Origin of the sequence: Hansschlegelia sp. KR7-227 (assembly GCF_049446035.1) — a bacterium.
In the GTDB taxonomy this organism is placed as follows: domain Bacteria; phylum Pseudomonadota; class Alphaproteobacteria; order Rhizobiales; family Methylopilaceae; genus Methylopila.
In genome coordinates, this window is sequence record NZ_JBMSEA010000003.1 from 20,095 (window position 1) to 41,864 (window position 21,770).

General features: G+C 69.5%; 20 protein-coding genes. 4 read left to right on the top strand and 16 right to left on the bottom strand.

Annotation, left to right across the window (positions count from 1 at the left end; translation table 11 throughout):
- Window positions 1–11: 11 nt before the first annotated feature.
- Window positions 12–2,408, bottom strand: coding sequence for a DNA translocase FtsK (locus ACO2RJ_RS17600; protein ID WP_423269435.1), 2,397 nt, complete (start codon window positions 2,406–2,408; stop codon window positions 12–14).
- A gap of 262 nt (window positions 2,409–2,670) precedes the next feature.
- Here ACO2RJ_RS17600 and ACO2RJ_RS17605 point away from each other — a divergent pair, with 262 nt between their 5' ends.
- On the top strand, window positions 2,671–4,158 hold the full coding sequence (locus ACO2RJ_RS17605) for a DUF1800 domain-containing protein (protein WP_423269436.1): 1,488 nt from the start codon (window positions 2,671–2,673) through the stop codon (window positions 4,156–4,158).
- A gap of 2 nt (window positions 4,159–4,160) precedes the next feature.
- A complete protein-coding gene (locus ACO2RJ_RS17610) occupies window positions 4,161–5,420 on the top strand; it encodes a DUF1501 domain-containing protein (RefSeq protein ID WP_423269437.1) in 1,260 nt (419 codons plus the stop codon).
- Window positions 5,421–5,587: 167 nt separating this feature from the next.
- Here ACO2RJ_RS17610 and ACO2RJ_RS17615 read toward each other — a convergent pair whose 3' ends face one another.
- From ACO2RJ_RS17615 to ACO2RJ_RS17685, 15 genes are all read right to left on the bottom strand, one after another.
- On the bottom strand, window positions 5,588–5,782 hold the full coding sequence (locus ACO2RJ_RS17615) for a hypothetical protein (RefSeq protein WP_423269438.1): 195 nt from the start codon (window positions 5,780–5,782) through the stop codon (window positions 5,588–5,590).
- A gap of 89 nt (window positions 5,783–5,871) precedes the next feature.
- Window positions 5,872–6,753, bottom strand: coding sequence for a 3-hydroxybutyryl-CoA dehydrogenase (locus ACO2RJ_RS17620; protein ID WP_423269439.1), 882 nt, complete (start codon window positions 6,751–6,753; stop codon window positions 5,872–5,874).
- 134 nt (window positions 6,754–6,887) lie between these two features.
- Window positions 6,888–7,832, bottom strand: coding sequence for an electron transfer flavoprotein subunit alpha/FixB family protein (locus tag ACO2RJ_RS17625; RefSeq protein ID WP_423269440.1), 945 nt, complete (start codon window positions 7,830–7,832; stop codon window positions 6,888–6,890).
- 2 nt (window positions 7,833–7,834) lie between these two features.
- Window positions 7,835–8,584, bottom strand: coding sequence for an electron transfer flavoprotein subunit beta/FixA family protein (locus ACO2RJ_RS17630; RefSeq protein ID WP_423269441.1), 750 nt, complete (start codon window positions 8,582–8,584; stop codon window positions 7,835–7,837).
- Between the two features lie 238 nt (window positions 8,585–8,822).
- Window positions 8,823–9,737, bottom strand: a complete 915-nt coding sequence (locus tag ACO2RJ_RS17635) for a hypothetical protein (RefSeq protein ID WP_423269442.1) — start codon at window positions 9,735–9,737, stop codon at window positions 8,823–8,825.
- A 102-nt stretch (window positions 9,738–9,839) separates the two neighbouring features.
- Complete coding sequence (locus tag ACO2RJ_RS17640) at window positions 9,840–10,577, bottom strand: rhomboid family intramembrane serine protease (RefSeq protein WP_423269443.1); 738 nt, start codon at window positions 10,575–10,577, stop codon at window positions 9,840–9,842.
- Window positions 10,578–10,689: 112 nt separating this feature from the next.
- Complete coding sequence (locus tag ACO2RJ_RS17645) at window positions 10,690–11,259, bottom strand: cob(I)yrinic acid a,c-diamide adenosyltransferase (RefSeq protein ID WP_423269444.1); 570 nt, start codon at window positions 11,257–11,259, stop codon at window positions 10,690–10,692.
- A gap of 4 nt (window positions 11,260–11,263) precedes the next feature.
- Complete coding sequence (locus ACO2RJ_RS17650) at window positions 11,264–11,458, bottom strand: twin transmembrane helix small protein (RefSeq protein WP_423269445.1); 195 nt, start codon at window positions 11,456–11,458, stop codon at window positions 11,264–11,266.
- Between the two features lie 48 nt (window positions 11,459–11,506).
- On the bottom strand, window positions 11,507–12,016 hold the full coding sequence (locus ACO2RJ_RS17655; RefSeq protein ID WP_423269446.1) for a TspO/MBR family protein: 510 nt from the start codon (window positions 12,014–12,016) through the stop codon (window positions 11,507–11,509).
- A gap of 62 nt (window positions 12,017–12,078) precedes the next feature.
- Entirely contained in the window at window positions 12,079–13,344 is a 1,266-nt protein-coding gene (sbmA, locus tag ACO2RJ_RS17660) for a peptide antibiotic transporter SbmA (protein ID WP_423269447.1), read from the bottom strand.
- Between the two features lie 192 nt (window positions 13,345–13,536).
- Entirely contained in the window at window positions 13,537–14,382 is an 846-nt protein-coding gene (locus ACO2RJ_RS17665) for a TorF family putative porin (RefSeq protein ID WP_423269448.1), read from the bottom strand.
- A gap of 581 nt (window positions 14,383–14,963) precedes the next feature.
- Entirely contained in the window at window positions 14,964–16,265 is a 1,302-nt protein-coding gene (gene glnT, locus ACO2RJ_RS17670) for a type III glutamate--ammonia ligase (protein WP_423269449.1), read from the bottom strand.
- Between the two features lie 117 nt (window positions 16,266–16,382).
- Entirely contained in the window at window positions 16,383–17,729 is a 1,347-nt protein-coding gene (locus ACO2RJ_RS17675) for an FMN-binding glutamate synthase family protein (protein ID WP_423269450.1), read from the bottom strand.
- 160 nt (window positions 17,730–17,889) lie between these two features.
- Window positions 17,890–18,597: a protein glxC gene (locus tag ACO2RJ_RS17680; RefSeq protein ID WP_423269451.1), complete on the bottom strand. Its 708-nt coding sequence runs from the start codon at window positions 18,595–18,597 to the stop codon at window positions 17,890–17,892.
- A gap of 35 nt (window positions 18,598–18,632) precedes the next feature.
- A complete protein-coding gene (locus ACO2RJ_RS17685) occupies window positions 18,633–19,523 on the bottom strand; it encodes a class II glutamine amidotransferase (protein WP_423269452.1) in 891 nt (296 codons plus the stop codon).
- A gap of 205 nt (window positions 19,524–19,728) precedes the next feature.
- On the opposite strand from ACO2RJ_RS17685, the gene tsaD reads away from it, so the two are divergent.
- Window positions 19,729–20,784 carry a tRNA (adenosine(37)-N6)-threonylcarbamoyltransferase complex transferase subunit TsaD gene (gene tsaD, locus ACO2RJ_RS17690; RefSeq protein ID WP_423269453.1) on the top strand — a complete coding sequence of 352 codons (1,056 nt, stop codon included), beginning with the start codon at window positions 19,729–19,731 and terminating at the stop codon, window positions 20,782–20,784.
- Window positions 20,781–21,752 (top strand): NAD(P)H-dependent glycerol-3-phosphate dehydrogenase, encoded by a 972-nt coding sequence (locus ACO2RJ_RS17695; RefSeq protein WP_423269454.1) that lies wholly within the window; start codon window positions 20,781–20,783, stop codon window positions 21,750–21,752. The genes tsaD and ACO2RJ_RS17695 overlap by 4 nt, the downstream gene beginning before the upstream one ends.
- Window positions 21,753–21,770: the final 18 nt, after the last annotated feature.

Consider the following 21,770-nt stretch of genomic DNA (forward strand, 5'->3'; position numbering starts at 1 on the left):
TGCGCCTCCTGTCACGACCCGCGGAAAATCTCGCGCTTGCCCGCATGGTTGGCTGGGCCGACGATGCCCTCCTGCTCCATGCGCTCCATCAGCGAGGCGGCGCGGTTGTAGCCGATCTGCAGACGGCGTTGGATGTAGGAGGTCGACGCCTTGCGATCGCGCAGCACGACGGCGACGGCCTGGTCGTAGGCGTTGCCACCCTCCTCGCCGAAATCGCCGGCGTCGAACACCGCGGACTCCCCGTCCTCCGCCTCCTCCCCTGCGGCCTCCTCGTCGTCGGCGGTGACCGCCTCGAGATATTCCGGCCGCCCCTGGAGCTTCAGGTGGTCGACGACCTTCTCGACCTCCGCGTCGGAGACGAAGGGGCCGTGGACGCGCGTGATTCGTCCGCCGCCGGCCATGTGCAGCATGTCGCCCTGGCCGAGCAGCTGCTCGGCGCCCATCTCGCCGAGGATCGTCCGGCTGTCGATCTTCGACGTCACCTGGAAGGAGATGCGGGTCGGGAAGTTCGCCTTGATCGTGCCGGTGATGACGTCGACCGAGGGGCGCTGGGTGGCGAGAATCACGTGGATGCCGGCGGCGCGGGCCATCTGGGCGAGGCGCTGGATCGCGCCCTCGATGTCCTTGCCGGCCACCATCATCAGGTCGGCCATCTCATCGACGATGATGACGATGTAGGGCAGCGCCGCGAGGTCCATGACCTCGTCCTCGTAAGTGGGCTGGCCGGTCTCGCGGTCGAAGCCGGTCTGAACCTGGCGCGTGACGATCTCGCCCTTCGCCGTCGCCTCGGCCGCGCGGGCGTTGAAGCCGTCGATGTTGCGCACGCCGAGCTTCGACATCTTCTTGTAGCGTTCCTCCATCTCGCGGACCGCCCATTTGAGCGCGATCACCGCCTTCTTCGGATCGGTGACGACGGGCGTCAGGAGGTGGGGGATGCCCTCGTAGACCGAAAGCTCCAGCATTTTCGGGTCGACCATGATCAGCCGGCACTTCTCCGGCGCGTGCTGATAGAGCAGCGACAGGATCATGGTGTTGATGGCGACCGACTTGCCCGAGCCGGTGGTGCCGGCGACGAGCAGGTGGGGCATCCTGGCGAGGTCGGCGATCACCGGCTCGCCGCCAATGGTCTTGCCGAGGCAGACCGGCAGCTTGAGCTGGGTCTCGCTGAAGGACGGCGTCTCCAGCAGCTCGCGGAGATAGACGGTCTCGCGGGTGGCGTTGGGGAGCTCGACGCCGATGACGTTGCGCCCCTCCACGACCGCGACGCGCGCCGACTTGGCGCTCATCGAGCGGGCGATGTCGGAGGCGAGCGCGATCACCCGGCTGGACTTCACGCCCGGGGCCGGCTCGAACTCATAGAGCGTCACCACCGGCCCGGGATTGGCATCGATGATCTCGCCGCGCACGCCGAAATCCTGCAGGGTCTGCTGGAGCTTCACCGAGTTGCGCTCGAGCGCCTCCTCGGAATGCTCCGAACAGGGCTCGGTCTCGGGTGGCAGGGCCAGCAGCTCAAGCGACGGCAGCTCGTAGGCCGCCGGGCCAAACACCGGGGCGGCAGGGCGCGCGGGCGCGGATCGCGCCGCGGCGCGGGGCGCGGCGGGGGCCGGAACGGGCGCTGGAGACGGGGCCACGGCGGACGCAGGCGTCGACGCAGGGGCCGCTGGAGGGGGCGTCCGACCCTGGGTCCGTTCGCGCGCCTCGACGGCTGCGACCGGGCGGCGCAGCGCGCGCTCCGCGCGCACCGGTTCGGCTTGCGTCTCGACGGGGGTCCAGCCGAAGGTCGCGCGGTAGGTGACGGGCGCGAAGCTCACGAAGGGCTGTCCGAGCGACCCGGTCAGAAGCGATCCGACAGTCGCCTCCGGAGCCTCCGGCGCCGGCGCCGCCTCGACCGGGATATTGTCCTGCTCGTCGGCGCGGGACGGAGCCCCGGCGCCGATGCGGATTGCCTCGACGAGCTTGCGGAGCGTGTGCGGCGCATGGCGCGCGTACACGCCGTGGGCGTCTGGGAAGGCCATTCCGGCGATGGCGTCAGCGGCCGCCTCCGGCTCGATCGGAAGCTCGGCGTCGGGTTTGGAGGGAATGCGGTGCCGGCCGCGCAGCACGCTGTCGGGCGTCCGCGTGAAGCGCGCGTTCGGGCCGCTCGCGAAGGGCTGCAGCCAGCCTGGCAGGGAGGCGCCGTTCTCAACGACCCGCGGCGGCGCCGGCGGCGCGGCGACCGCGGCCGGCGCCAGGTCCACGGGCGCCCCAAGCGCCTCGGAGGCCGCGAACTGCGCGGCGCGGCGCTCCTGCAGCACCCGGTCGGGCGTGCGGACGTTACGCACCTGAGGAGGCGCGACACGCCGCGCCCCGTAGCCGTCCGACCCGCGGTCGGCGTCGTCAGAAGCAGGCGGCCGTCCCGAAAAACGCATTGTCGCTGACCCTGTTGGAGGGGCGGATCCGGCTCCGCCCGCGGCCCAGCCAGTAAGGAATCAGCAGCGTTAAGGAAGCGTGGATCAGGCCGCTACGATCGTCCGGTTCCACAGGCCGGCGCGCCCCGGCGCAGGGGGCGGACGACCCGCGCGTAGAAGCCCGAAAGCACGCCGCGCCGCCGACGCGGTCACGAGGCGACCTTTATTTTGCGCGCGAATGCGCCGCCCCCAATGCTGTCGACGGCGTGCGGGAAGGAGAGACATGGCGACCCAGGGCCTCGACCTGCCGCACTCGGACGTCCAGATCGCGCTCAGCCGATTCGGGCTCGGCCCTCGGCCGGGAGACCGCAGCCGCGTGGCCTCCGATCCGCGCGGCGCCGTCCGCCAGGAGCTCGACGAGAAGAACATCCTCGAGATCGGCGACGCCGCTCTCGAATCGAGCGCGGACATCGGGCGCATCATCACGGCGGCGCGGCTCGAGCGGCGCATGGAGCGCGGGCAGGCCCTCACCCCCCGCCAGGAGGAGATCGCGGCGGTCCTTCGCAAGGACGGCCGGATGACCGACGCGAAGGACGATGCCGGCGCCGACATGGCGGCCGGCGGCGACATGGCCGGCGGCAAGGCGAAGCGCGCGCGAAAGATGCCGCCTTCGCAGCGCGCCTACCGGCTCGAGGTGCGCGCCCGCATCGACAAGGCGCTCGAGTGCAGGATCGGCTATGTCGAGCGCCTCACGCATTTCTGGGCGAACCACTTCGCCGTTTCGGGCTCCAAGAACGGTTTCGTGTTGGCGATTACCGGCGCCTATGAGCGCGAGGCGATCCGCCCGCATGTGCTGGGCCGCTTCTCGGACATGCTGAACGCGGCGACCCGCCACCCTGCGATGCTGCGCTACCTCGACAATTACGGCTCGACCGGCCCGAAGAGCGCGATCGGCGCGAAGCGCGGCGTCGGATTGAACGAGAACCACGCCCGCGAACTCCTTGAGCTGCACACGCTCGGGGTCGACGGCGGCTACGCCCAGGCCGACGTCATCGCACTCGCCAAGGCGCTGACCGGATGGACGCTCGCCAGCGCGCAGGACGAGCCTGGCCGCGGCGCCTTCGCCTTCGACGAGCGCCGCCACGAGCCGGGCGCGCAGACGGTGATGGGCAAGCGCTACGCGGAAGGCGGCGAGGACCAGGCGCAAGCGATCCTCGACGACTTGGCCCGCAGCCCCGCGACCGCCAAGCATGTCGCGCGGCGTCTTGCGACCGCCTTCGTCGCCGATCAGCCGCCGCAGGCGCTGGTCGACCGGCTCACAAAAACCTTCCGCGACACCGACGGCGATCTGAAGCAGGTCGCAATCGCGCTCGCGACCGCCGACGAGGCCTGGGCGGCGCCGCGCGCCAAGATGCGCAGCCCTCAGGAGTTCGTGTTCGCCTGCACGCGCGCCTTCGACGACCGGCCGCGCATGGTCGACGTGCTGAAAGGCCTCGACACGCTCGGGCAGAGCCTGTGGCGGCCGCCTTCGCCACAAGGCTTCTCGCTGGTGGGCGCCGACTGGGTCGCGCCGGACGCGCAGACCAACCGTCTCGATCTCGCCTCCGACATGGCCGACCGGAACGCGAGCTCGACCGATCCGAACGCGCTCGCCGAGGACCTGCTGGGCGACGTGCTGAGCGACGAGACCCGCTCGGCGGTCAAGCGCGCCGGCTCGCGCGAGCAGGCGCTGGCGCTTCTGCTGATGAGCCCCGAGATGCAGCGGAGATGACGATGTCCTCGACCCGCCTGATCCGCGCCGACGCGCGCGACGCCCTGATCTGTCCGGACCGCCGCCTGTTCCTCGCGGGCGCCGCCGCCTCGATGACCGCGGCGCTGATGCTGCCGCGCACCGCGAGCGCCGCCGGAGCGCGCGACCCGCGGCTCGTCGTCGTGATCCTGCGCGGCGCCCTCGACGGCCTGTCGGCCGTGCCGCCGATCGGCGATCCGGCTTACGCCGCGCTGCGGCCGGACATCGGCCTGAAGGAGCACGGCGAGGGCGCGGCGCTGCCGATCGACGCGACCTTCGCGCTCAACCCCGGCCTGAAGAAATTGCACGCCATGGTGAAGGCCGGCGATGCGCTCGCCGTCCACGCCGTCGCGACCCCCTATCGCGACCGGTCTCATTTCGACGGGCAGGACGCGCTCGAGAACGGCACGGCCAAGCCTGGCGGCCTCGCCACCGGCTGGCTGAACCGCGCCGTCGCCGAACTGCCGGCCGCAGGCCGCGTCAAGCCCGCGAAGGGTCTCGGCGTCGGAGCGACGATCCCGCTCATCCTGCGCGGACCGGCCCCGACGGTCTCCTGGGCGCCGCCGCGGCTCGACACGGCCCGCGCCGACACGATCGACCGCCTTGCGGCGCTCTACGCCGCCCGCGATCCCGAGCTCGCCCGCGTGTTCGAGGCCGGCGTCGCGACCGATCGGTTGGCCGCCGGCGGGCAGGCCGATTCGAAGATGGCGCCCGGTCTCAACCGCATGCAGAAGAACTTCGTCCAGCTCGCCGAGGGCACGGCGCGGCTGATGGCGGGCGCGGAAGGGCCGCGCGTCGCGGCGCTCAGCTATGACGGCTGGGACACGCACGCGCGCGAGGGCGGGGGGACCGGCCGCCTCGCCCAGCTGCTCGGGGGCCTGGATCTTGCGCTCGACGCATTGAAGACCGGACTGCAGCCGGTATGGAAGGACACGGCGGTCGTCGTCGTCACGGAATTCGGCCGCACCGCGCGCGAGAACGGCGCCGACGGCACCGACCATGGCAACGGCACGGTGGCCTTCCTGCTCGGGGGCGCGGTGAAGGGTGGGCGGGTGGTCGCGGACTGGCCGGGTCTCGCCGAGAAGAACCTGCTCGACGGCCGCGACCTCATGCCGACGACCGACCTGCGCGCGGTTCTCAAGGGCGTGCTCGCCGACCATCTCGGCGTGCCTCAGAAGGTGCTGGCGGAGAAGGTGTTCCCCGGCAGCGAGGCGGTGGCCCCGCAACGCGACCTGTTCGCCTGAGATCGGTCGGCTCCGATCGCGGCGAAAGCTCCTCGACCGTCAACCCGGGCTCCTCCCGGGATCCATCGCCGGTCCTCGCCAAGTCTTCGAAACGCAGGTGAAATGGGTTCCGGGACGAGCCCGGAACGACGGGGGTGGCAACCCGCGGAGGATCAGGTCGCTCGTCTTCAGGCGAGCTTGTCGACCTTCCCGCCGACGCCTTCGGCGGTCTCAGCCTTCGCCGCGTCGGCGGACTGCGCGACCATGTCGGCGATCATCTGATCCTGCTGGTTCGCGATCTTCAGCGCGGCGATCGCAAAGCCGTCGCGGGTCTGCTGGGCCGTCGTCGCCACGGCGGACGCGGCAAGCGCGGAGACTTCCATCGATCGCATGCTCCCTTCTCGAGCCGGCAGGCACGGTGCACGCGACGTTTGAAGGAAGACTTAAGGTCCGTCGGTCGGGGTCAAGCGCGTCAGCGCGTCGGGACCGGGTGCTCGCCGCGGTAGTCGTAAAAGCCCCGCTGGGTCTTGCGGCCAAGCCAGCCCGCCTCGACGTACTTCACCAGCAGAGGACACGGCCGGTACTTGGAGTCGGCCAGCCCGTCATGCAGCACCTGCATGACCGACAGGCAGGTGTCCAGGCCGATGAAATCGGCGAGCTGCAGCGGGCCCATCGGGTGGTTTGCGCCGAGCCGCATCGCGGTGTCGATGGCGTCGACCGACCCCACGCCCTCGTAGAGGGTGTAGATCGCCTCGTTGATCATCGGCAGCAGGATGCGGTTGACCATGAAGGCCGGAAAGTCCTCGGACACCGCCACGGTCTTGCCGAGCTTGTCGATCAGCACCTTGGCGGCGTCGAAGGTCTCGTCTTCGGTGGCGATGCCGCGGATCAGCTCGACGAGCTGCATCAGCGGCACCGGATTCATGAAGTGGATGCCGATGAAGCGCTCCGGCCGGTCGGTCGAAGCCGCGAGCCGCGTGATCGAGATCGAGGAGGTGTTGGTCGCGACCATCGTCTGCGGCGGCAGCTGCGGACACAGCTCGGAGTAGATTTTGCGCTTGATCTGCTCGTCTTCCGTCGCGGCCTCGATCACGAGGTCGCAGTCGGACAGCGCCTTGTAGCCGTCGACGACCGAAATGCGCTTGAGCGCGGCCTTTCGGGTCTCGTCGCTGATTGCGCCCTTGTTTTCCTGGCGCTGCATGTTGCCGTCGATGACGCCGAGGCTCGCCTTCGCGCGCTCGGGCGACACGTCGTTGATCGCGACGTCGAGGCCTGCGATGGCGCAGACATGCGCGATGCCGCAGCCCATCTGCCCGGCGCCGATCACGCCCACTTTCGATATCTGCGTCGGCATTCGTCCGACCGTCCTTTTTCGTGGCGCCCTGAGGTCGCGAGCGCGGGGCGCGATCTTACGTGCCGCAGCGCACAACGCCAGTGCTGCGACGGCTCACTCTACGAAAGTCGGGAGCGGGCCGACGCCCGCGCCCGTTATTTTCCGGCCTTCGCCAGCTCCTCCTGGAGCTCCGGGACCGCCTTGAACAGGTCCGCCACCAGGCCGTAGTCGGCGACCTGGAAGATCGGCGCCTCCTCGTCCTTGTTGATGGCGACGATCACCTTGGAGTCCTTCATGCCGGCGAGATGCTGGATCGCGCCGGAGATGCCGAGCGCGATGTAGAGCTCGGGCGCGACCACCTTTCCGGTCTGGCCGACCTGCTGGTCGTTCGGGGCGTAGCCGGCGTCGACCGCGGCCCGGCTCGCGCCGATCGCGGCGCCGAGCGTGTCGGCCAGCGGCTCGATGACCTCCCTGAACTTCTCCGACGAGCCCATGGCGCGGCCGCCGGAGACGATGATCCTGGCGGCGCCGAGCTCGGGGCGGTCGGATTTGGTCAGCTCCTCGCGGACGAAGCTCGACAGGCCGGGATCGGCGGCTGCGGCGACGTCCTCGACCGTCGCCGATCCGCCCTGTCCCGTCGGCTGGAAGGTCGAGGTGCGCACGGTCACCACCTTGATCCGGTCGGTCGACTTCACCGTCTGCAGCGCGTTGCCGGCATAGACCGGCCGCTCGAAGGTGTCGGGCCCCTCGACCTTGGAGATGTCCGAGACCTGCATCACGTCGAGCTTGGCCGCGACCCGCGGCAGGATGTTCTTGCCGGTCGTGGAGGAGGACGCCACCAGCGTGTCGTAGCCGTCCATCAGGCCGAGGATCAGTTCGGCGAACGGCTCGGCCAGGCCGTGGCCGTACTGCTCGCCGGAGGCGACGAGCACCTTCTCGACGCCGTCGAGCTTGGCGGCCTCGTCCGCCGCGCCCCTCGGGGAGACCCCGGCGACCAGGATGTGGACCGGCCCGCCGATCTGGAGCGCCGCCGTCAGCGCCTTGGCGGTCGCGTCGCCAAGCGTGTCCTCATGGTGATCGGCCAGAAGCAGGGTCGCCATGGTCAGATCACTCCCGCTTCGGACTTCAGCTTCTGCACGAGCTCGGCGGCCGAGCCGACCTTGACGCCGGCCGAGCGCTTCGGCGGCTCGGTGGTCTTCAGGATCTCGAGCCGCGGCGCGACGTCGACCCCGAGATCGGCGACGGATTTCTCGTCGAGCGGCTTCTTCTTCGCCTTCATGATGTTGGGCAGCGAGGCGTAGCGCGGCTCGTTCAGCCTGAGGTCGGTGGTGACCACCGCCGGCAGCTTGAGCGACACGGTTTGCAGCCCGCCATCGACCTCGCGCGTCACCTCGACGCCGTCGCCGCCCGGCGCGACCTTGGAGGCGAAGGTGCCCTGCGGCCAGCCGAGCAAGGCGGCCAGCATCTGGCCCGTCTGGTTGCAGTCGTCGTCGATCGCCTGCTTGCCCATGATGACGAGCTCAGGTTTCTCCTCCTCGACGATCTTGACGAGGATCTTGGCGACCGCGAGCGGCTCGGTCGGCCCATCGGTCTTGACCAGAATGCCGCGGTCCCCGCCCATGGCGAGACCGGTGCGGATGGTTTCGGCGGCCTGCGCGGGGCCGATCGAGACGATCACCACCTCGGTCGCCGTCCCGGCCTCCTTCAGCCGGAGCGCCTCTTCGACGGCGATCTCGTCGAACGGGTTCATCGACATCTTGACGTTGGCGAGCTCGACGCCGGAGCCGTCGGGCTTCACCCGGATCTTGACGTTGTAGTCGACCACGCGCTTGACGGGCACCAGCACTTTCATGGGGGTCGTCCACCTCGAAGCAAGACGTTCGCGGAAATCCGGCGCGGACGCGCGGCGGCTCTCGAAGTCGGCGCGGAACCGCAGGCCCCGCGAAGCGCCGCGGACACTAGGGGGCGCCCGGCGACCAAGTCAACGCTCGGAACGGCCGCAGGGACCAGCAGAAAGTTGAGCACGGCGCCGGCCCTTTTCGCCGCAGTGGCCGATCGCAGGCGCGTCGTGACGTGGGTCGGAGGGTCTGTCAGCGGGCCGATTCATGCTCGTCCGGCGCAGCCTTGAGAACGAGGCGCATCGGCTCGAACCCCGCCCGCTTCTTCCATGTGAGCAGGCCCTCGCGGCCGTGCTCGGCGCCGCCGTAGAGCACGGCCCGAACGCCTGCCGCCATCGGGTCGCCGCTTGCAATCAGCCAGCGCATCAGATCGAAATGCAGCAGCGCCATCACCCCCCGGTCGAGATGGTCGCGGTGGCCCATGATGTCGGCGTAATGCAGCAGGTCGCCGCGCCGGGCCGCCTTGACGTAGGCGACGAGACGCTCGTCAACCCTCACCGTCCCTTGCATGCGCCCCGGCTCCGGCAGGAAGACGCCCCACCATTCCGTCCAGTGCGCCTGGCAGCGTGGCGGCCTGAGCTGGAGCGAGCGCTGCGAGGGACGCACGATGTCGCCCGGCCGGAGCAGCCAGTAATCGAGCACCGGGCCGCCGGCGCGCACGCTCATGGAGGTCTTCACCGCGTGGACGTCGAACACGTGGCGCGCGACCGGAAAACGCCGCACGACATAGCCGGCCTCGCGAGCGCGCCGTATCTTGGGCAGCGTGCGCGAGGAGCGTTTTCGGAGCGCGGCCTCGAAGGCGGCGACGTCGCGATACCGGGCGAGATCGATCGCGGTCGGCGTCAGCCGCACGCGGCGGGCGAGCAAGCCGCCGCGGCCGGGCCGTTCGACGTAGCGGTCGATCGCGGCGCTCGGGGCCGCCGGGTCGAAGCGGCAGCCTGGCGCGCAGTCGGCGGCGCGGATCGGATCGACCTCCACGGCGGGCAGCGGGTCGTCAGGGCCAAGGCCGAAGGCCGCCAGGCGGGCGCGCTTCAGCCCCAGCGCGCGCAGGGGTTCTCCGACGCCGCGATACCCTGCCAGGACGAACAGCGTGAGGACCGTCTTCATGACCGCCGGATCGTCCTCCGCCCTCCGGATTGCGGAAACCCCCACATTCGGCGCAGCATCGTCCGGGCGGGGACGCCGTTGGCCGGCCGAGCGCGGCCCCGATCAGGCGGGCTTCCCGGTGGTGGCCTGGGCGCGGCGTTCGATGCGGGCGGTGAGGTCCTTGTCGAACAGCTGGACGTCGGGCCGTTTCAGCGCGGCGACGAGCACGGCGCCGGTTATGAACCCGCCGACATGGGCCCACCAGGCGACCATCGCCTCGCCCGCGAGCAGAGCGTTGCCCGCCTGGAACACGACCCAGGCCCCGATGATCCAGAACGCCCTCAGCCGGAGCGGCAGCCGGTAGAACAGCAGCACCCAGACCTTCACCTGCGGGTGCAGCATGACATAGGCCGCGACGACGCCCGCCACGACCCCGGAGGCGCCGACCAGCGGCGCGTCGGAGTTCGGCGCGCCGGCCGCGTGGGCGAGGCCGGAGCCGACGGCGCAGAGCAGGATGAACGCGACGTAGCGCAGATGTCCGAGATCGTCCTCGACGTTGTCGCCGAACACCCAGAGGAACAGCAGGTTGCCGGCGAGGTGCAGCACGCCGCCATGCAGGAACAGCGAGGTGACGATCGTGGCCCAGGCGGGCACGACGTAATAGCCGGCCGGAAGCACCGCGTCGCCGAACAGCACGCTCGGGATGAGCCCGAACGACACCGGCGCGCCGCTGTGCGGCGGGGCGATCCACCCGGCCTGGAACACGGCGTAGACGAGCGCGCAGGCCGCCATGAAGCCATAGGTGACCCATGGCTTCCGGATCCGGCGGACCGGAGCGTCGTCCAGGAGAGGGACGAACATCGGAGCGCTCTCGTGACGTCGACCGGGCGCTGTTCGCCCGTCTGTCCCGGACTATGGCCGGCGGGCGCGGCTCCTTAAAGAGCGTCGGGGCCGGCGGCGCACGATCGTGGCGTCAGCGTGTCTTTCCGGGCGCCCACAACACGTCGCCTCGTCCCAGATTGGCCACGCGGGCCGCCACGAACAGAAAGTCCGACAGGCGGTTGGCGTAGCGCAGCGCCGCGGGCGACACCGGCTCCCGCGCGGCGAGTTCGGTCATGCGGCGCTCCGCGCGGCGCGTGATGGTGCGCGCGGCGTGGAGATGCGCGGAGAGCTCCGTGCCCGCCGGCAGGACGAAGGATCTGAGGGGCTCAAGGCGGGCGTTCAGCGCGTCGATGTCGCGCTCGAGCGCGTCGACCTGCGAGGCGACGATCCTCAGCGGCTCGTAGCCGAGGTCGGTCCCGTCGTCAGGGGTCGCGAGATCGGCGCCGAGATCGAACAGCTCGTTCTGAATGCGCTCCAGCATCGCGTCGATGTCTGTGAGATCGGAAACGTGCAGCCGCGCAAGTCCGATCGCGGCGTTCGCCTCGTCGACGGCGCCGAAGGACTCGATGCGCAGGTCGTGCTTCGCGCGCCGGGGGCCGATGGCGAGCCCCGTGGTGCCGTCGTCGCCGGTGCGGGTGTAGATTTTGTTGAGCTTGACCATGGAGTCAGCGCCCCATCGCCCATAGCGTCGCCATGATCACGACGATCGCGCCAAACTGCAGGATGACGCGCCAACGCATCAGCCTCTGGGACGTGTTGGCGCTCCCGCCGCGCATCATGTTGAACAGCCCGAGCAGCAGGACGATCGCGACGGCGCCGATGGCGGCGGGGACGGCGTAGGTCGACAGCGCATAGGCCATGGCAGGCGTTCCCAGAGAGATCGGCGTCCGCGTCGCGCCGCGCGCCGGTCAGGCGTTGAGGACGAGGATCGCGGCGTTGAGCGCGGCCGCGAAAGCGACCCAGGCGAGATAAGGGCAAAGCAGCGCCGCCGCGACCCCGTCGATCGGACGAAACCGCGCGATCGTCCAGACGATCGCCGCAAGCAGCGCCGCGATCTCGATGAGGCCGAGCAGCGGGCTCTGCGCGGCGAAGAAGGCGAACGACCACCCGACGTTGAGCGCGAGCTGGACCGCGAAGGCGCCAAGAGCGCCGCGCCGCGTCGCCCCGTCCGACAGCAGCGCGACCCGCCAGACCGCGACCGCCATCAGCGCGAACAGGATCGTCCAGGCGACGGGAAACGCGACGTCGGGCGGGGTGAACCAGGGTTTTTCGAGGCCTCGGTACCACGGCTCCAGATTGGGAAAGGTCGCGATCGCTCCCAACCGGGCGGCGCCGAAGCACAGGATCAGCGCGCCGGCCAGGATCGCGAGCGATCGCGGCGAGAACCAAGGGCGACGGGGGATGGCAGGTGGCGTCATCGCCTCTGATCTAGTGCGCGGCGGCGACCGGCGGGAGAGCGGCGCCGCTCGAAACGCGCGCCTCAGGTGCGGGCGCCGAAGGCGTCGACCTCGGCCTCCGGCTCCTCCTGGTCGATCGAGGGCAGCGGCTCGCCGTAGATCACGGCCTCGAAGGCGCGCAAGCGCTTGTAGACCGACAGCAGCTCCACGATCGTGGTCCAGGAGTTGACGAGATACTGGAACGAGGAGCGCACCTGCTCGAAGGCGTTGAGGATCTGGTTCATCACCCCGAGCGTGATCTTGCCGAGCACGATGGTCGGCGCGAGCACGATGTAGGGGAAGATGTTGTCGATCTGCAAATAGGAGATGCGCGCGACGTTGAAGTAGGCGTAGTGGAAATACAGCCGGAAATAGTTGTGCCGCACCCAGGAGAACAGCTCCCTCACCGTCTCCGGCTGGGCGCGCGAAGAATCGTCTTCGCCATAGACGAGTTCCTTGCGATAGGCGGCCTCGACGCGCTGGTTGCGGAACTGCAGCCCCGGCAGCTTGACGCCGACGAGAGCCAGAAAGCCGGTGCCGAGCACGGACCACAGCACCGCGATCACGACCAGCGGGTGGGGAATCGAACCCAGGATCGGAACCTCGGACACCGGACCGGACAGCGCCACCAGCACCGGCAGGAAAGCGATCAGCGTCATGATCGATTCGACGAAGTTCACCCCGAGCCCCTCGACGATGGTCGAGAAGCGCATGGTGTCTTCCTGCACGCGCTGGGAGGCGCCCTCGATCTCCCGGAGCCTGCCCCAGTGCTCCATGTAGAAGTCGTTCATCGCGGTGCGCCAGCGGAAGATGTAGTGGCTGACGAAGAACCGCGTCAGCACGCCGACGATCACCGCCACCATCGCGATGCCGGTGAAGGCGATGATTTCGCCGTAAAACTCGCCGAGGGAGACTGGCCGCGACTTCGACAGCGCGGCCTGCACGAGGTCATAGAACGGCCCGTACCAGGCGTTGACGGCGACGGAGACCTGCACCTGGAAATAGGTTGTGAACAGGATCAGCGCCGTGCCGAGGATCGACCAGGTCTGCCACGGGTGCGGGCGCAGCGTCGCCCAAGCCGCATAGAACAGGCCGACCACCACCCCGTAATAGAGGTAAAACCAGACGAACGGCCCGGTGGCGAAAACCCCCGGACCGATGACCGGCGGCGCGTCGGGCGCCGGGTACGCCAGTCCGATCGCCGCGCCGAGCCCGGAGCCGCCGGCGTACCAGATCGCGATCGCGATCGCGGACCAGATCGCGGCCGACAGGAAGAACAAGCGGGGGGTCGGAAAGAAGGATACGAACACGTGCGGACCGAGCTCCGGAAGACGAGGCGGCCACCGTTAGACCCCAGACGCGGCCTAAGCAAATGAGGCGCGCGGGCGCCATCGTCGCAGGCTCGGGCGCCGGCGGCGAAGGCGGCGCATCGCCCGCGGACGACGAAAAACGCCGCGCTCCGGGGAGCGCGGCGTCGTTCAGATCAAGCTGTCAGGCGAAGCTTACTTGAGCTTGCTGAAGGCGGTGTCGAAGGAGAGCTTCGCCACGATGGCGTCGCCGCACCAGCTGCGGGCCGCGGTGTTGGTGTAGCACTCGCTCTTCTTGAGGTCGGTGTCGCTGTAGCGCACGTCCAGCGTCATCGCCTTGTAGGTGACGCCGGCGCCCACGTTCCAGGTCAGGTAGTCGACCGGATCGGCGAGGCTCGACTTCTTGAACCACTGCTTGCCGATCTCGCCGGAGACGTAGAAGGCGAGGTCCGGGAACGAGGCGAGCGGAATGTTGACCTTCGGGATCGCCGACAGATAGAGCGCGTCGTTGCCGAGGTTCACGAAGTCGCTGGTCCAGAAGATGTTGCCGGTGATCGAGCCGAAGTCGCCGAAGGAGTAGCTCGGCTTGGCGTAGATCTCCCAGTAGTCGATCTGCTTCTGGCCGGGGAACGCCTTATGCTCGCCCGGATAGTAGTAGTAGATGCCGCCGGCGTCGATCGTGAACGCGTCCCACGTGTGACGGATGCCGGCGTAGAAATCGACCTCCATCGCGGGATCGGTGAGGCTGCGGCGCTCGGGGAAGTCGACGCTCGACCCCCACACGCCGGCGTAGATCCAGTCGAACGCCTGGACCTCGAAATAGCCCTGGACGGCGGGGTTCTGGTTGCTCTGCGAGACGCCGCGGAACCGGTAGTCGGTGACGCCGGCGACGCCGAAGGCGACGTCCCACATCGACGGCACGACGGCCTCGACGATCGGCTCAGGCGCGGCGAGGTCGGCGGCGGAGGCATGGCCGACAATTACGGCGCTGGCGGCGACGCCGAGCAGCGTCTTGAGGGCAAGCCCGGAAAACTTCTTCATTACGATATCCCCGATTCACAAACACGCTCAGGTGGTTGAGAACGAAAATCAGGCGATCACCCCCGATTGTCGAGCCTGATTTTTGAGCTTTGCCCGCGTTGTTTGAGACAGATGCTTTTTCGCCACAGTCAGAATTGTGGAACACCTTAGTGCGCCACAGAATTGACTAGGGACAAAAGACGGCCTCTTAACGAGGTCTTAATTGACCGGTCCGGCGCGGATGATCATGAGGACACGCTGGACGGGGACGAGATAACCTTGCCGCCTAAACGTTCTCGTCACGTCGTGGCGCGCTTGGGACCGGACCTTGATCTTTATCGGCGAAGATCCGACGGCCCAACCGGGGAGAACGGGACGCCGACCGGCGTGTCTCCGCCACAGGTTATGGAGGTGACGTCGGACGCCCCTCATCGCTGCAGGGGCGGCTTTGCCCGCTTTCTAGGCATATGAAGCGCGCGCGCTCAGAAAGCGCCTGAAAGCAAGGCGCCAATAGGGGGACCGGGCCGTGAGGCTCGGAGGCGCGGCCGCCGGGATCCCGAGGACCCCGGCGGCTCCGACTGGCCGGACGGAGGGCGATCCGCTCAGCAGTCGAGGGTGTTGTCCCGCTCCCATTGGGTGAGATGGCGGGAGAAGGCGTTCCATTCCTGGGTCTTCAGCTTGGCGAACGCCGTGACGAACTCGGCGCCGAACGCCTCGCGCACCACCGTCGAGCTTTCGAAAGCGCGCAGCGCGTCGAGCAGGTTCAGGGGCAGGCGCTTGCAGTCCTTCACCGTGTGGCCGTCGACATACATGTTGATGTCGAGCCGCTCGCCGGGGTCGCGCTTGTTGACGATTCCGTCGAGCCCGGCCGCGAGCAGGGCTGCCTGCAGCAGATATGGGTTCGCCGCGCCGTCGGCGAGGCGGAACTCGAACCGCCCCGCGTCCGGGATGCGGATCATATGCGTGCGGTTGTTGCCGGTGTAGGTCACCGAATTGGGCGCCCAGGTCGCGCCCGAGGTGGTCCGCGGCGCGTTGATGCGCTTGTAGGAGTTCACCGTCGGGTTGGTCATCGCGCAAATCGCGTCGGCGCTGTGGATCAGGCCGCCGATGAAGTTGTAGCCGATGTCGGAGACCCCGAGCTCGCCCTTCTCGTCCTCGAAGGCGTTGTCCTCGCCCTTCCAGAGCGAGACATGGGCGTGGCAGCCGGAGCCGGTCAGGTTGACGAAGGGCTTCGGCATGAAGGTCGCGCGCAGGCCGTGCTTCTCGGCGATGGAGCGCGCCATGTATTTGAAGAAGGCGTGCTGATCGGCCATCTGCAGCGCGGGGCCGTAGTTCCAGTTCATCTCGAACTGGCCGTTCGCGTCCTCATGGTCGTTCTGGTAGGGCTTCCAGCCGAGCGACAGCATGGCGTCGCAGATCTCGGTGATGACGTCGTAGCGACGCATCAGGGCCTGCTGGTCGTAGCAGGGCTTTTCCTGAGTGTCGGAGAGGTCCGAGAGCCCCGTGCCCGACGGGTCGATCAGGAAGAACTCGCACTCGACGCCCGACTTCATCTCGAAGCCGAGCTCGGCCGCCTTGGCGATCATCCGCTTCAGCGTGTTGCGCGGCGCCTGATCGACCGGCTTGCCGTCCATCCAGAGATCGGCGGCGAGCCAGGCCACCTCCGGCTTCCACGGCAGCTGAATCAGGCTTTCCGCGTCGGGCATCGCGAACATGTCGGAGTCCGACGGGCTCATGTCGAGCCAAGTCGCGAAGCCGGCGAAGCCGGCGCCGGACTTCTGCATGCCGCCGATCGCGGCCGCCGGCACGAGCTTCGCGCGTTGCGAGCCGAACAGGTCGGTGAAGGAGATCAGGAAGTATTTGATGCCGCGTTCCTTCGCGGCTGTGGCCAGATCGGTCGCCATTCGCAGTTTCCCCGTTTGGCCCGCGGCGGGCCGATCGCACCTTTGAGGGCTTGCGATGCGATCGCTTCGCCCTCTTCGTCGTTCATGTCTCGGCGGCGCGGACCAGCCCCGACGGCCTCAGAACTGGCCGTTTTGCCCCGGCACCCAGTTCGTTCCCGCGAGCGGCACCTGCGCCATGGCGGCGGCCTCGATGGTCAGAGCGACGAGGTCCTCCGGCTCCAGATTGTGGACGTGGCTCTTGCCGCAGGCGCGCGCGATGGTCTGCGCCTCGAGCGTCATGACCGCGAGGTAGTTCGCAAGCCGCCGGCCGGCCATGACCGGGTCGAGCCGCTTCATCAGCTCGGGATCCTGCGTGGTGATGCCTGCGGGATCGCGGCCCTCGTGCCAGTCGTCATAGGCGCCGGCGCGCGTGCCGAGCGCCTCGTATTCAGCCTCGTATTGCGGGTCGTTGTCGCCGAGCGCGACCAGCGCCGCGGTGCCGATCGCGACCGCGTCGGCGCCCAGCGCCAGGGCCTTCGCGACATCGGCGCCGTTGCGGATGCCGCCGGAGACGATCAGCTGCACCTTGCGGTGCATGCCGAGGTCCTGCAGCGCGCGGACGGCGTTGCGGACGGCCGCGAGCGTCGGGATGCCGACATTTTCGATGAACACTTCCTGGGTCGCGGCCGTGCCGCCCTGCATGCCGTCGACGACCACCACGTCGGCGCCGGCCTTCACCGCGAGGGCCGTGTCGTAATAGGGCCGCGCCGCGCCGACCTTCACGTAGATCGGCTTCTCCCAGTCGGTGATCTCGCGCAGCTCCTCGATCTTGATTTCGAGGTCGTCCGGCCCGGTCCAGTCCGGATGCCGGCAGGCCGAGCGCTGGTCGATGCCTTCGGGCAGCGTGCGCATCTTGGCGACGCGCGCAGAGATCTTCTGGCCGAGCAGCATGCCGCCGCCGCCGGGCTTGGCGCCCTGCCCCACCACGACCTCGATCGCGTCGGCCTTGCGAATGTCGTCCGGATTCATGCCGTAGCGCGACGGCAGGTACTGGTAGACGAGCTTGGTCGAGTGCCCGCGCTCCTCCTGCGTCATGCCGCCGTCGCCTGTGGTGGTCGACGTGCCCATCGCGCTCGCGCCGCGGCCGAGCGCTTCCTTGGCCGGCCCCGACAGCGAGCCGAAGCTCATGCCGGCGATGGTGATCGGGATCTTGAGCTCGATCGGCTTCTTGGCGAAGCGCGTGCCGAGCACCACGTCGGTGCCGCAGCGCTCGCGATAGCCTTCGAGCGGATAACGCGACATCGAGGCGCCGAGGAACAGCAGATCGTCGAAATGCGGAAGCTTGCGCTTCGCGCCGGCGCCGCGGATGTCGTAGATGCCGGTCGCCGCCGCCCGGCGGATCTCCGACAGCGTGTAGGCGTCGAAGGTGGCGCTCTCGCGCGGGAGCGTGCGCGGCGCGACGGGGGGCTTCATGTGTTCGTTCATGACGGGTCTCGCTGCGGAGGCGTGCTGCGTGCTTCGAGACGCATCGCTCGCTCGATGCTCCTCAGCATGACGATGGGGGAGGATGGCGAAAAGCGGTCCTCATGCTGAGGCGGCCCGAAGGGCCGTCTCGAAGCACGCAGGATCTCCGTCCCGACCGCCATCAGTAGGCCGACGCGTTGTCGACGTGGAAATGGTAGAGCGTGCGCGCCGAGCCGTAGCGCTTGAACTCGGACGGATCGATCTCGCCGTTGACGCCGGCGAGCTTGAAGCGCTCGAAGAGCTGCGCCTTGTGTTCGTCGCGCATCTCCTTCTCGACGCAGTCGGCGCCGAGGCTCGTGACGGAGCCCCTGACGTAGAGCCGCGCCTCGTAGATGGAGTCGCCGAGCGCCTCGCCCGCGTCGCCGAACACGGTCAGCGTGCCGGCCTGCGCCATGAAGGCCGACATGTGGCCGACCGAGCCCTTCACGACGATGTCGACGCCCTTCATCGAGATGCCGCAGCGGGCCGCGGCGTTGCCCTCGATCAGCAGCGTCCCGCCATGGGCGGTTGCGCCGGCGGACTGGCTGGCGTCGCCTTCGACATGCACGAAGCCCGACATCATGTTCTCGGCCACGCCGACGCCGGCCGAGCCGCGGACCACGATCCGCGCCTCCTTGTTCATGCCGCCGCAGTAGTAGCCGACCGGCCCCTCGACCTCGACGGTGACGGGCGCGTCCACGCCGGCCGCGATGGCGTGCAGCCCGCGCGGGTTGGTCACCTTCCACAGCGTGGCGTTCGAGCCGCCGTTCAATGCGTGCAGCGCGGCGTTCAGATCGCGCACCTTGCTGGTCGCGAGGTCAAAGGAGTGCGTATGTCCGTCGGCGGTCATCAGGCCGTCTTCCCCCAATAGAGACTTGCGCGGACTCAGGCCGCCTTGCGTTCCCAGAAATACGCCTTGGCCGGCTCCGGCTCCCAGACCTTCGCGGTCTCGATGCCGGGAAGCCCCGCGAGCGCGCGGTACTCCGAGCCGAAGGCGACGTAGTCGTCGGTCTCAGCCATCACGGCGGGCTTGCAGGCGATCGGATCGCGGATGACGCCGAAGCCCGTCTCGGTGCCGACGACGAAGGTGTAGAAGCCGTCGAGGTCGCCGAGCGAGTCCTCGAGCGCCTGGCCGAGCGTGCGCCCTTCCTTCATCCGCCAGGTGAGGTAGCCGGCGGCGACTTCGCTGTCGTTGTCGGTCTGGACGGTGACGCCCTGCCGCTCGAGGTTGCGGCGGACGCCGCGATGGTTCGACAGCGAGCCGTTGTGCACGAGGCACTGATCCGCGCCGGTCGAGAACGGGTGGGCGCCGTTGGTCGTGACCGCGCTCTCCGTCGCCATCCGCGTGTGGCCGATGCCGTGGCTGCCGGTCATCTCGGCGAGCTTGAAGCGGGTCGCGACCTCACTCGGGAGCCCGACCTCCTTATAAAGCTCCATCCGGGCGCCCGAACCGACGACGGTCACGTCCGGGGCGAGGCTTGCGATCGCCTCGCGCACCGCCTGCTCGCGCGCCTCCGGAAAGACCACGACCGCATGCGTCGCCCGCTCGACGAGCGCTACGTCGTCGCCGAGCTTCGCGGCGAGCCCGGCGAAATCGTAGCCGGCTGTCGCGCGCAGCGTCAGCTTGGTCTTCCCCGCCTCCGGCGCGCCATACACCGCAAAGCCCGCGGAATCCGGACCGCGCTCGCACATCACGCCGAGCATTTCGCTGAGCATCGCGCCGAGCTGCGGCTCCAGCGCCTTGTTTTTGAGGAACAATCCGACGATGCCGCACATGGCGCGCCGCTCCTGCTGCCGCGACCGGATGTCGGCCGACCTGTTGGGGCGGAAGCTAGCCATCGGGGCCCGTGGCGTCAATTAGACGGAAAAAATAATTCTTCAGAAGAAACATTCGCGCTCGCCCGAACGCCGATCACGGTGGCGCCGAGCGGGCGGCGACGCTATGCATCCTGAACCGCCATCCGGACCGCTCACCCGCCCCATGCTCGTCCTCGGACTCGAAACGACCTGTGACGAGACCGCCGCCGCCGTCGTGCGGCGCGAAGGCGCGGGACCGGGCGCCATTCTGTCGAATGTGGTGCGCGGGCAGATCGAAGAGCACGCGCCCTATGGCGGCGTCGTGCCCGAAATCGCCGCTCGCGCCCATATCGACGCGCTCGACGGCGTGATCGCCGCTGCGCTGAAGACCGCGGGCGTCACAGTCACGGACCTCGACGGCGTCGCCGGCGCGGCCGGGCCAGGGCTGGTCGGGGGCGTCATCGTCGGGCTGACCGCGGCCAAGGCGCTGGCGCTGGTGGCGGGCGCGCCCTTCGTCGCCGTCAACCATCTCGAAGCCCACGCGCTCACCGCCCGGCTGACGGACGGGGTCAGCTTTCCCTATCTGCTATTGCTCGCCTCGGGGGGCCACACCCAGCTGGTCGCGGTCAAGGGCGTCGGCGACTACGCGCGGCTTGGAACAACCGTCGACGACGCGTTGGGCGAGGCGTTCGACAAGGTCGCGAAGATGCTGGGCCTCGGCTATCCCGGCGGCCCCGAGGTGGAGCGCCGCGCGGTCCAGGGCGATCCCGCCCGCTTCGTCTTCCCGCGACCGATGATCGGACGGCCCGAGCCGAACTTCTCGCTCTCCGGGCTAAAGACCGCCGTTCGGCTCGAGGCGGAACGCTGCGCGCCGCTGAGCGAGGGCGACGTCGACGACCTGTGCGCCGGCTTCCAGGCCGCCGTCGTCGACGTGGTGGTCAACCGCGCCCGCGCCGCCTTCCGGCTGTTCGGCGAGCGCTACGGGCGGCCGACCGCGCTGGTCGCGGCGGGCGGGGTCGCGGCGAACGGGCCGATCCGCCGCGGCCTGCAGCGCCTCTCGGCCGAGGTCGGCGTTCGGCTGGTGGCGCCCCCGCTCGCGCTCTGCGGCGACAACGGCGCGATGATCGCCTGGGCGGGCGCCGAGCGCCTCGCGCTCGGCCTGTCGGACGGACTGGACTTCGCGCCGCGACCGCGTTGGCCGCTCGACGCCGCCGCAGCAGCCCCTGGAGCCAAGGCGTGAGCGTCGCGGTCGTGGGCGCCGGCGCCTGGGGCACGGCGCTCGCCAATGTGGCGGCCGAGGCGACGGCCCGGCCGACGCCCCTGCTCGGCCGCGACATGGCCCGCATGGCCGACATGGCGGGCGGCGGCGTCAACGCGCTCCGCTTGCCAGGGGTCCGCCTGCACCCCGGCGTGCTGCCGACCGCGAACCCGGACGCGATCCGGGGCGCGGAGATCGTTCTCCTGGTGGTCCCGACGCAGGCCCTGCGCGGCGTAACGGTCGCGCTTGCGGATCGTCTCTCCAGCGGCGCCGTGGTGGTGGCCTGCTGCAAGGGCGTCGAACGCGGGACGCTGGCGCTGCCGCCGGAGGTGCTGGCCGAGACGCTGCCCGGCCATGCCGCTGCGCTGCTCTCGGGGCCGAGCTTCGCGGAGGACGTCGCGCGCGGTCTTCCGACAGCCGTCACCCTCGCCTCGGCCGACGAGACCGTCGCCGCCCGCGTCGCGGAGACGCTCGCGACCCGATCGTTCCGGCCCTATCGTTCGAGCGACGTGGTCGGCGTGGCGCTCGGCGGGGCTGCGAAGAACGTCCTTGCGATCGCAGCCGGCGCGGTCGAGGGCCGGGGGCTTGGCGCGAGCGCGGTCGCGGCGCTGGTCGCGCGCGGCTTCGCGGAGCTCGCGCGGCTCGGCGTGGCGCTCGGCGCCCGCAGCGAGACGCTCGCCGGCCTCTCCGGCCTCGGCGACCTCGTGCTGACCGCGAGCTCGCCCAGATCCCGCAACTTTTCGCTCGGCCTTGCGCTTGGCCGCGGCGAGCCGCCTCCCGAGAAGCTCGCGGAGGGCGCCGCCACGGCCGACGCGCTGGTCGCGCTCGCCCGGCGCCATGGCGTGGAGATGCCGATCTCCTCGGCCGTCGCCGACGTGGTTGGGGGCCGCGTCAGCGTGGCGGAGGCCGTCGAAAGCCTGCTCGCCCGCCCGCTCAGGGCCGAGGCCTGACGTCAGAAACCATCCGTG

Excerpts from the sequence above, each read along its gene's own strand:
- ACO2RJ_RS17620 (WP_423269439.1), bottom strand. The coding sequence starts at position 6,753 with ATGCCGACGCAGATATCGAAAGTGGGCGTGATCGGCGCCGGGCAGATG.
- ACO2RJ_RS17680 (WP_423269451.1), bottom strand. The coding sequence starts at position 18,597 with ATGACCGCCGACGGACATACGCACTCCTTTGACCTCGCGACCAGCAAG.
- ACO2RJ_RS17615 (WP_423269438.1), bottom strand. The coding sequence starts at position 5,782 with ATGGAAGTCTCCGCGCTTGCCGCGTCCGCCGTGGCGACGACGGCCCAG.
- ACO2RJ_RS17630 (WP_423269441.1), bottom strand. The coding sequence starts at position 8,584 with ATGAAAGTGCTGGTGCCCGTCAAGCGCGTGGTCGACTACAACGTCAAG.
- ACO2RJ_RS17600 (WP_423269435.1), bottom strand. The coding sequence starts at position 2,408 with ATGCGTTTTTCGGGACGGCCGCCTGCTTCTGACGACGCCGACCGCGGG.
- ACO2RJ_RS17675 (WP_423269450.1), bottom strand. The coding sequence starts at position 17,729 with ATGAACGAACACATGAAGCCCCCCGTCGCGCCGCGCACGCTCCCGCGC.
- ACO2RJ_RS17665 (WP_423269448.1), bottom strand. The coding sequence starts at position 14,382 with ATGAAGAAGTTTTCCGGGCTTGCCCTCAAGACGCTGCTCGGCGTCGCC.
- ACO2RJ_RS17640 (WP_423269443.1), bottom strand. The coding sequence starts at position 10,577 with ATGTTCGTCCCTCTCCTGGACGACGCTCCGGTCCGCCGGATCCGGAAG.
- glnT (WP_423269449.1), bottom strand. The coding sequence starts at position 16,265 with ATGGCGACCGATCTGGCCACAGCCGCGAAGGAACGCGGCATCAAATAC.
- ACO2RJ_RS17655 (WP_423269446.1), bottom strand. The coding sequence starts at position 12,016 with ATGACGCCACCTGCCATCCCCCGTCGCCCTTGGTTCTCGCCGCGATCG.
- tsaD (WP_423269453.1), top strand. The coding sequence starts at position 19,729 with ATGCTCGTCCTCGGACTCGAAACGACCTGTGACGAGACCGCCGCCGCC.
- ACO2RJ_RS17635 (WP_423269442.1), bottom strand. The coding sequence starts at position 9,737 with ATGAAGACGGTCCTCACGCTGTTCGTCCTGGCAGGGTATCGCGGCGTC.
- ACO2RJ_RS17605 (WP_423269436.1), top strand. The coding sequence starts at position 2,671 with ATGGCGACCCAGGGCCTCGACCTGCCGCACTCGGACGTCCAGATCGCG.
- ACO2RJ_RS17610 (WP_423269437.1), top strand. The coding sequence starts at position 4,161 with ATGTCCTCGACCCGCCTGATCCGCGCCGACGCGCGCGACGCCCTGATC.
- ACO2RJ_RS17645 (WP_423269444.1), bottom strand. The coding sequence starts at position 11,259 with ATGGTCAAGCTCAACAAAATCTACACCCGCACCGGCGACGACGGCACC.
- ACO2RJ_RS17650 (WP_423269445.1), bottom strand. The coding sequence starts at position 11,458 with ATGGCCTATGCGCTGTCGACCTACGCCGTCCCCGCCGCCATCGGCGCC.
- ACO2RJ_RS17685 (WP_423269452.1), bottom strand. The coding sequence starts at position 19,523 with ATGTGCGGCATCGTCGGATTGTTCCTCAAAAACAAGGCGCTGGAGCCG.
- ACO2RJ_RS17625 (WP_423269440.1), bottom strand. The coding sequence starts at position 7,832 with ATGGCGACCCTGCTTCTGGCCGATCACCATGAGGACACGCTTGGCGAC.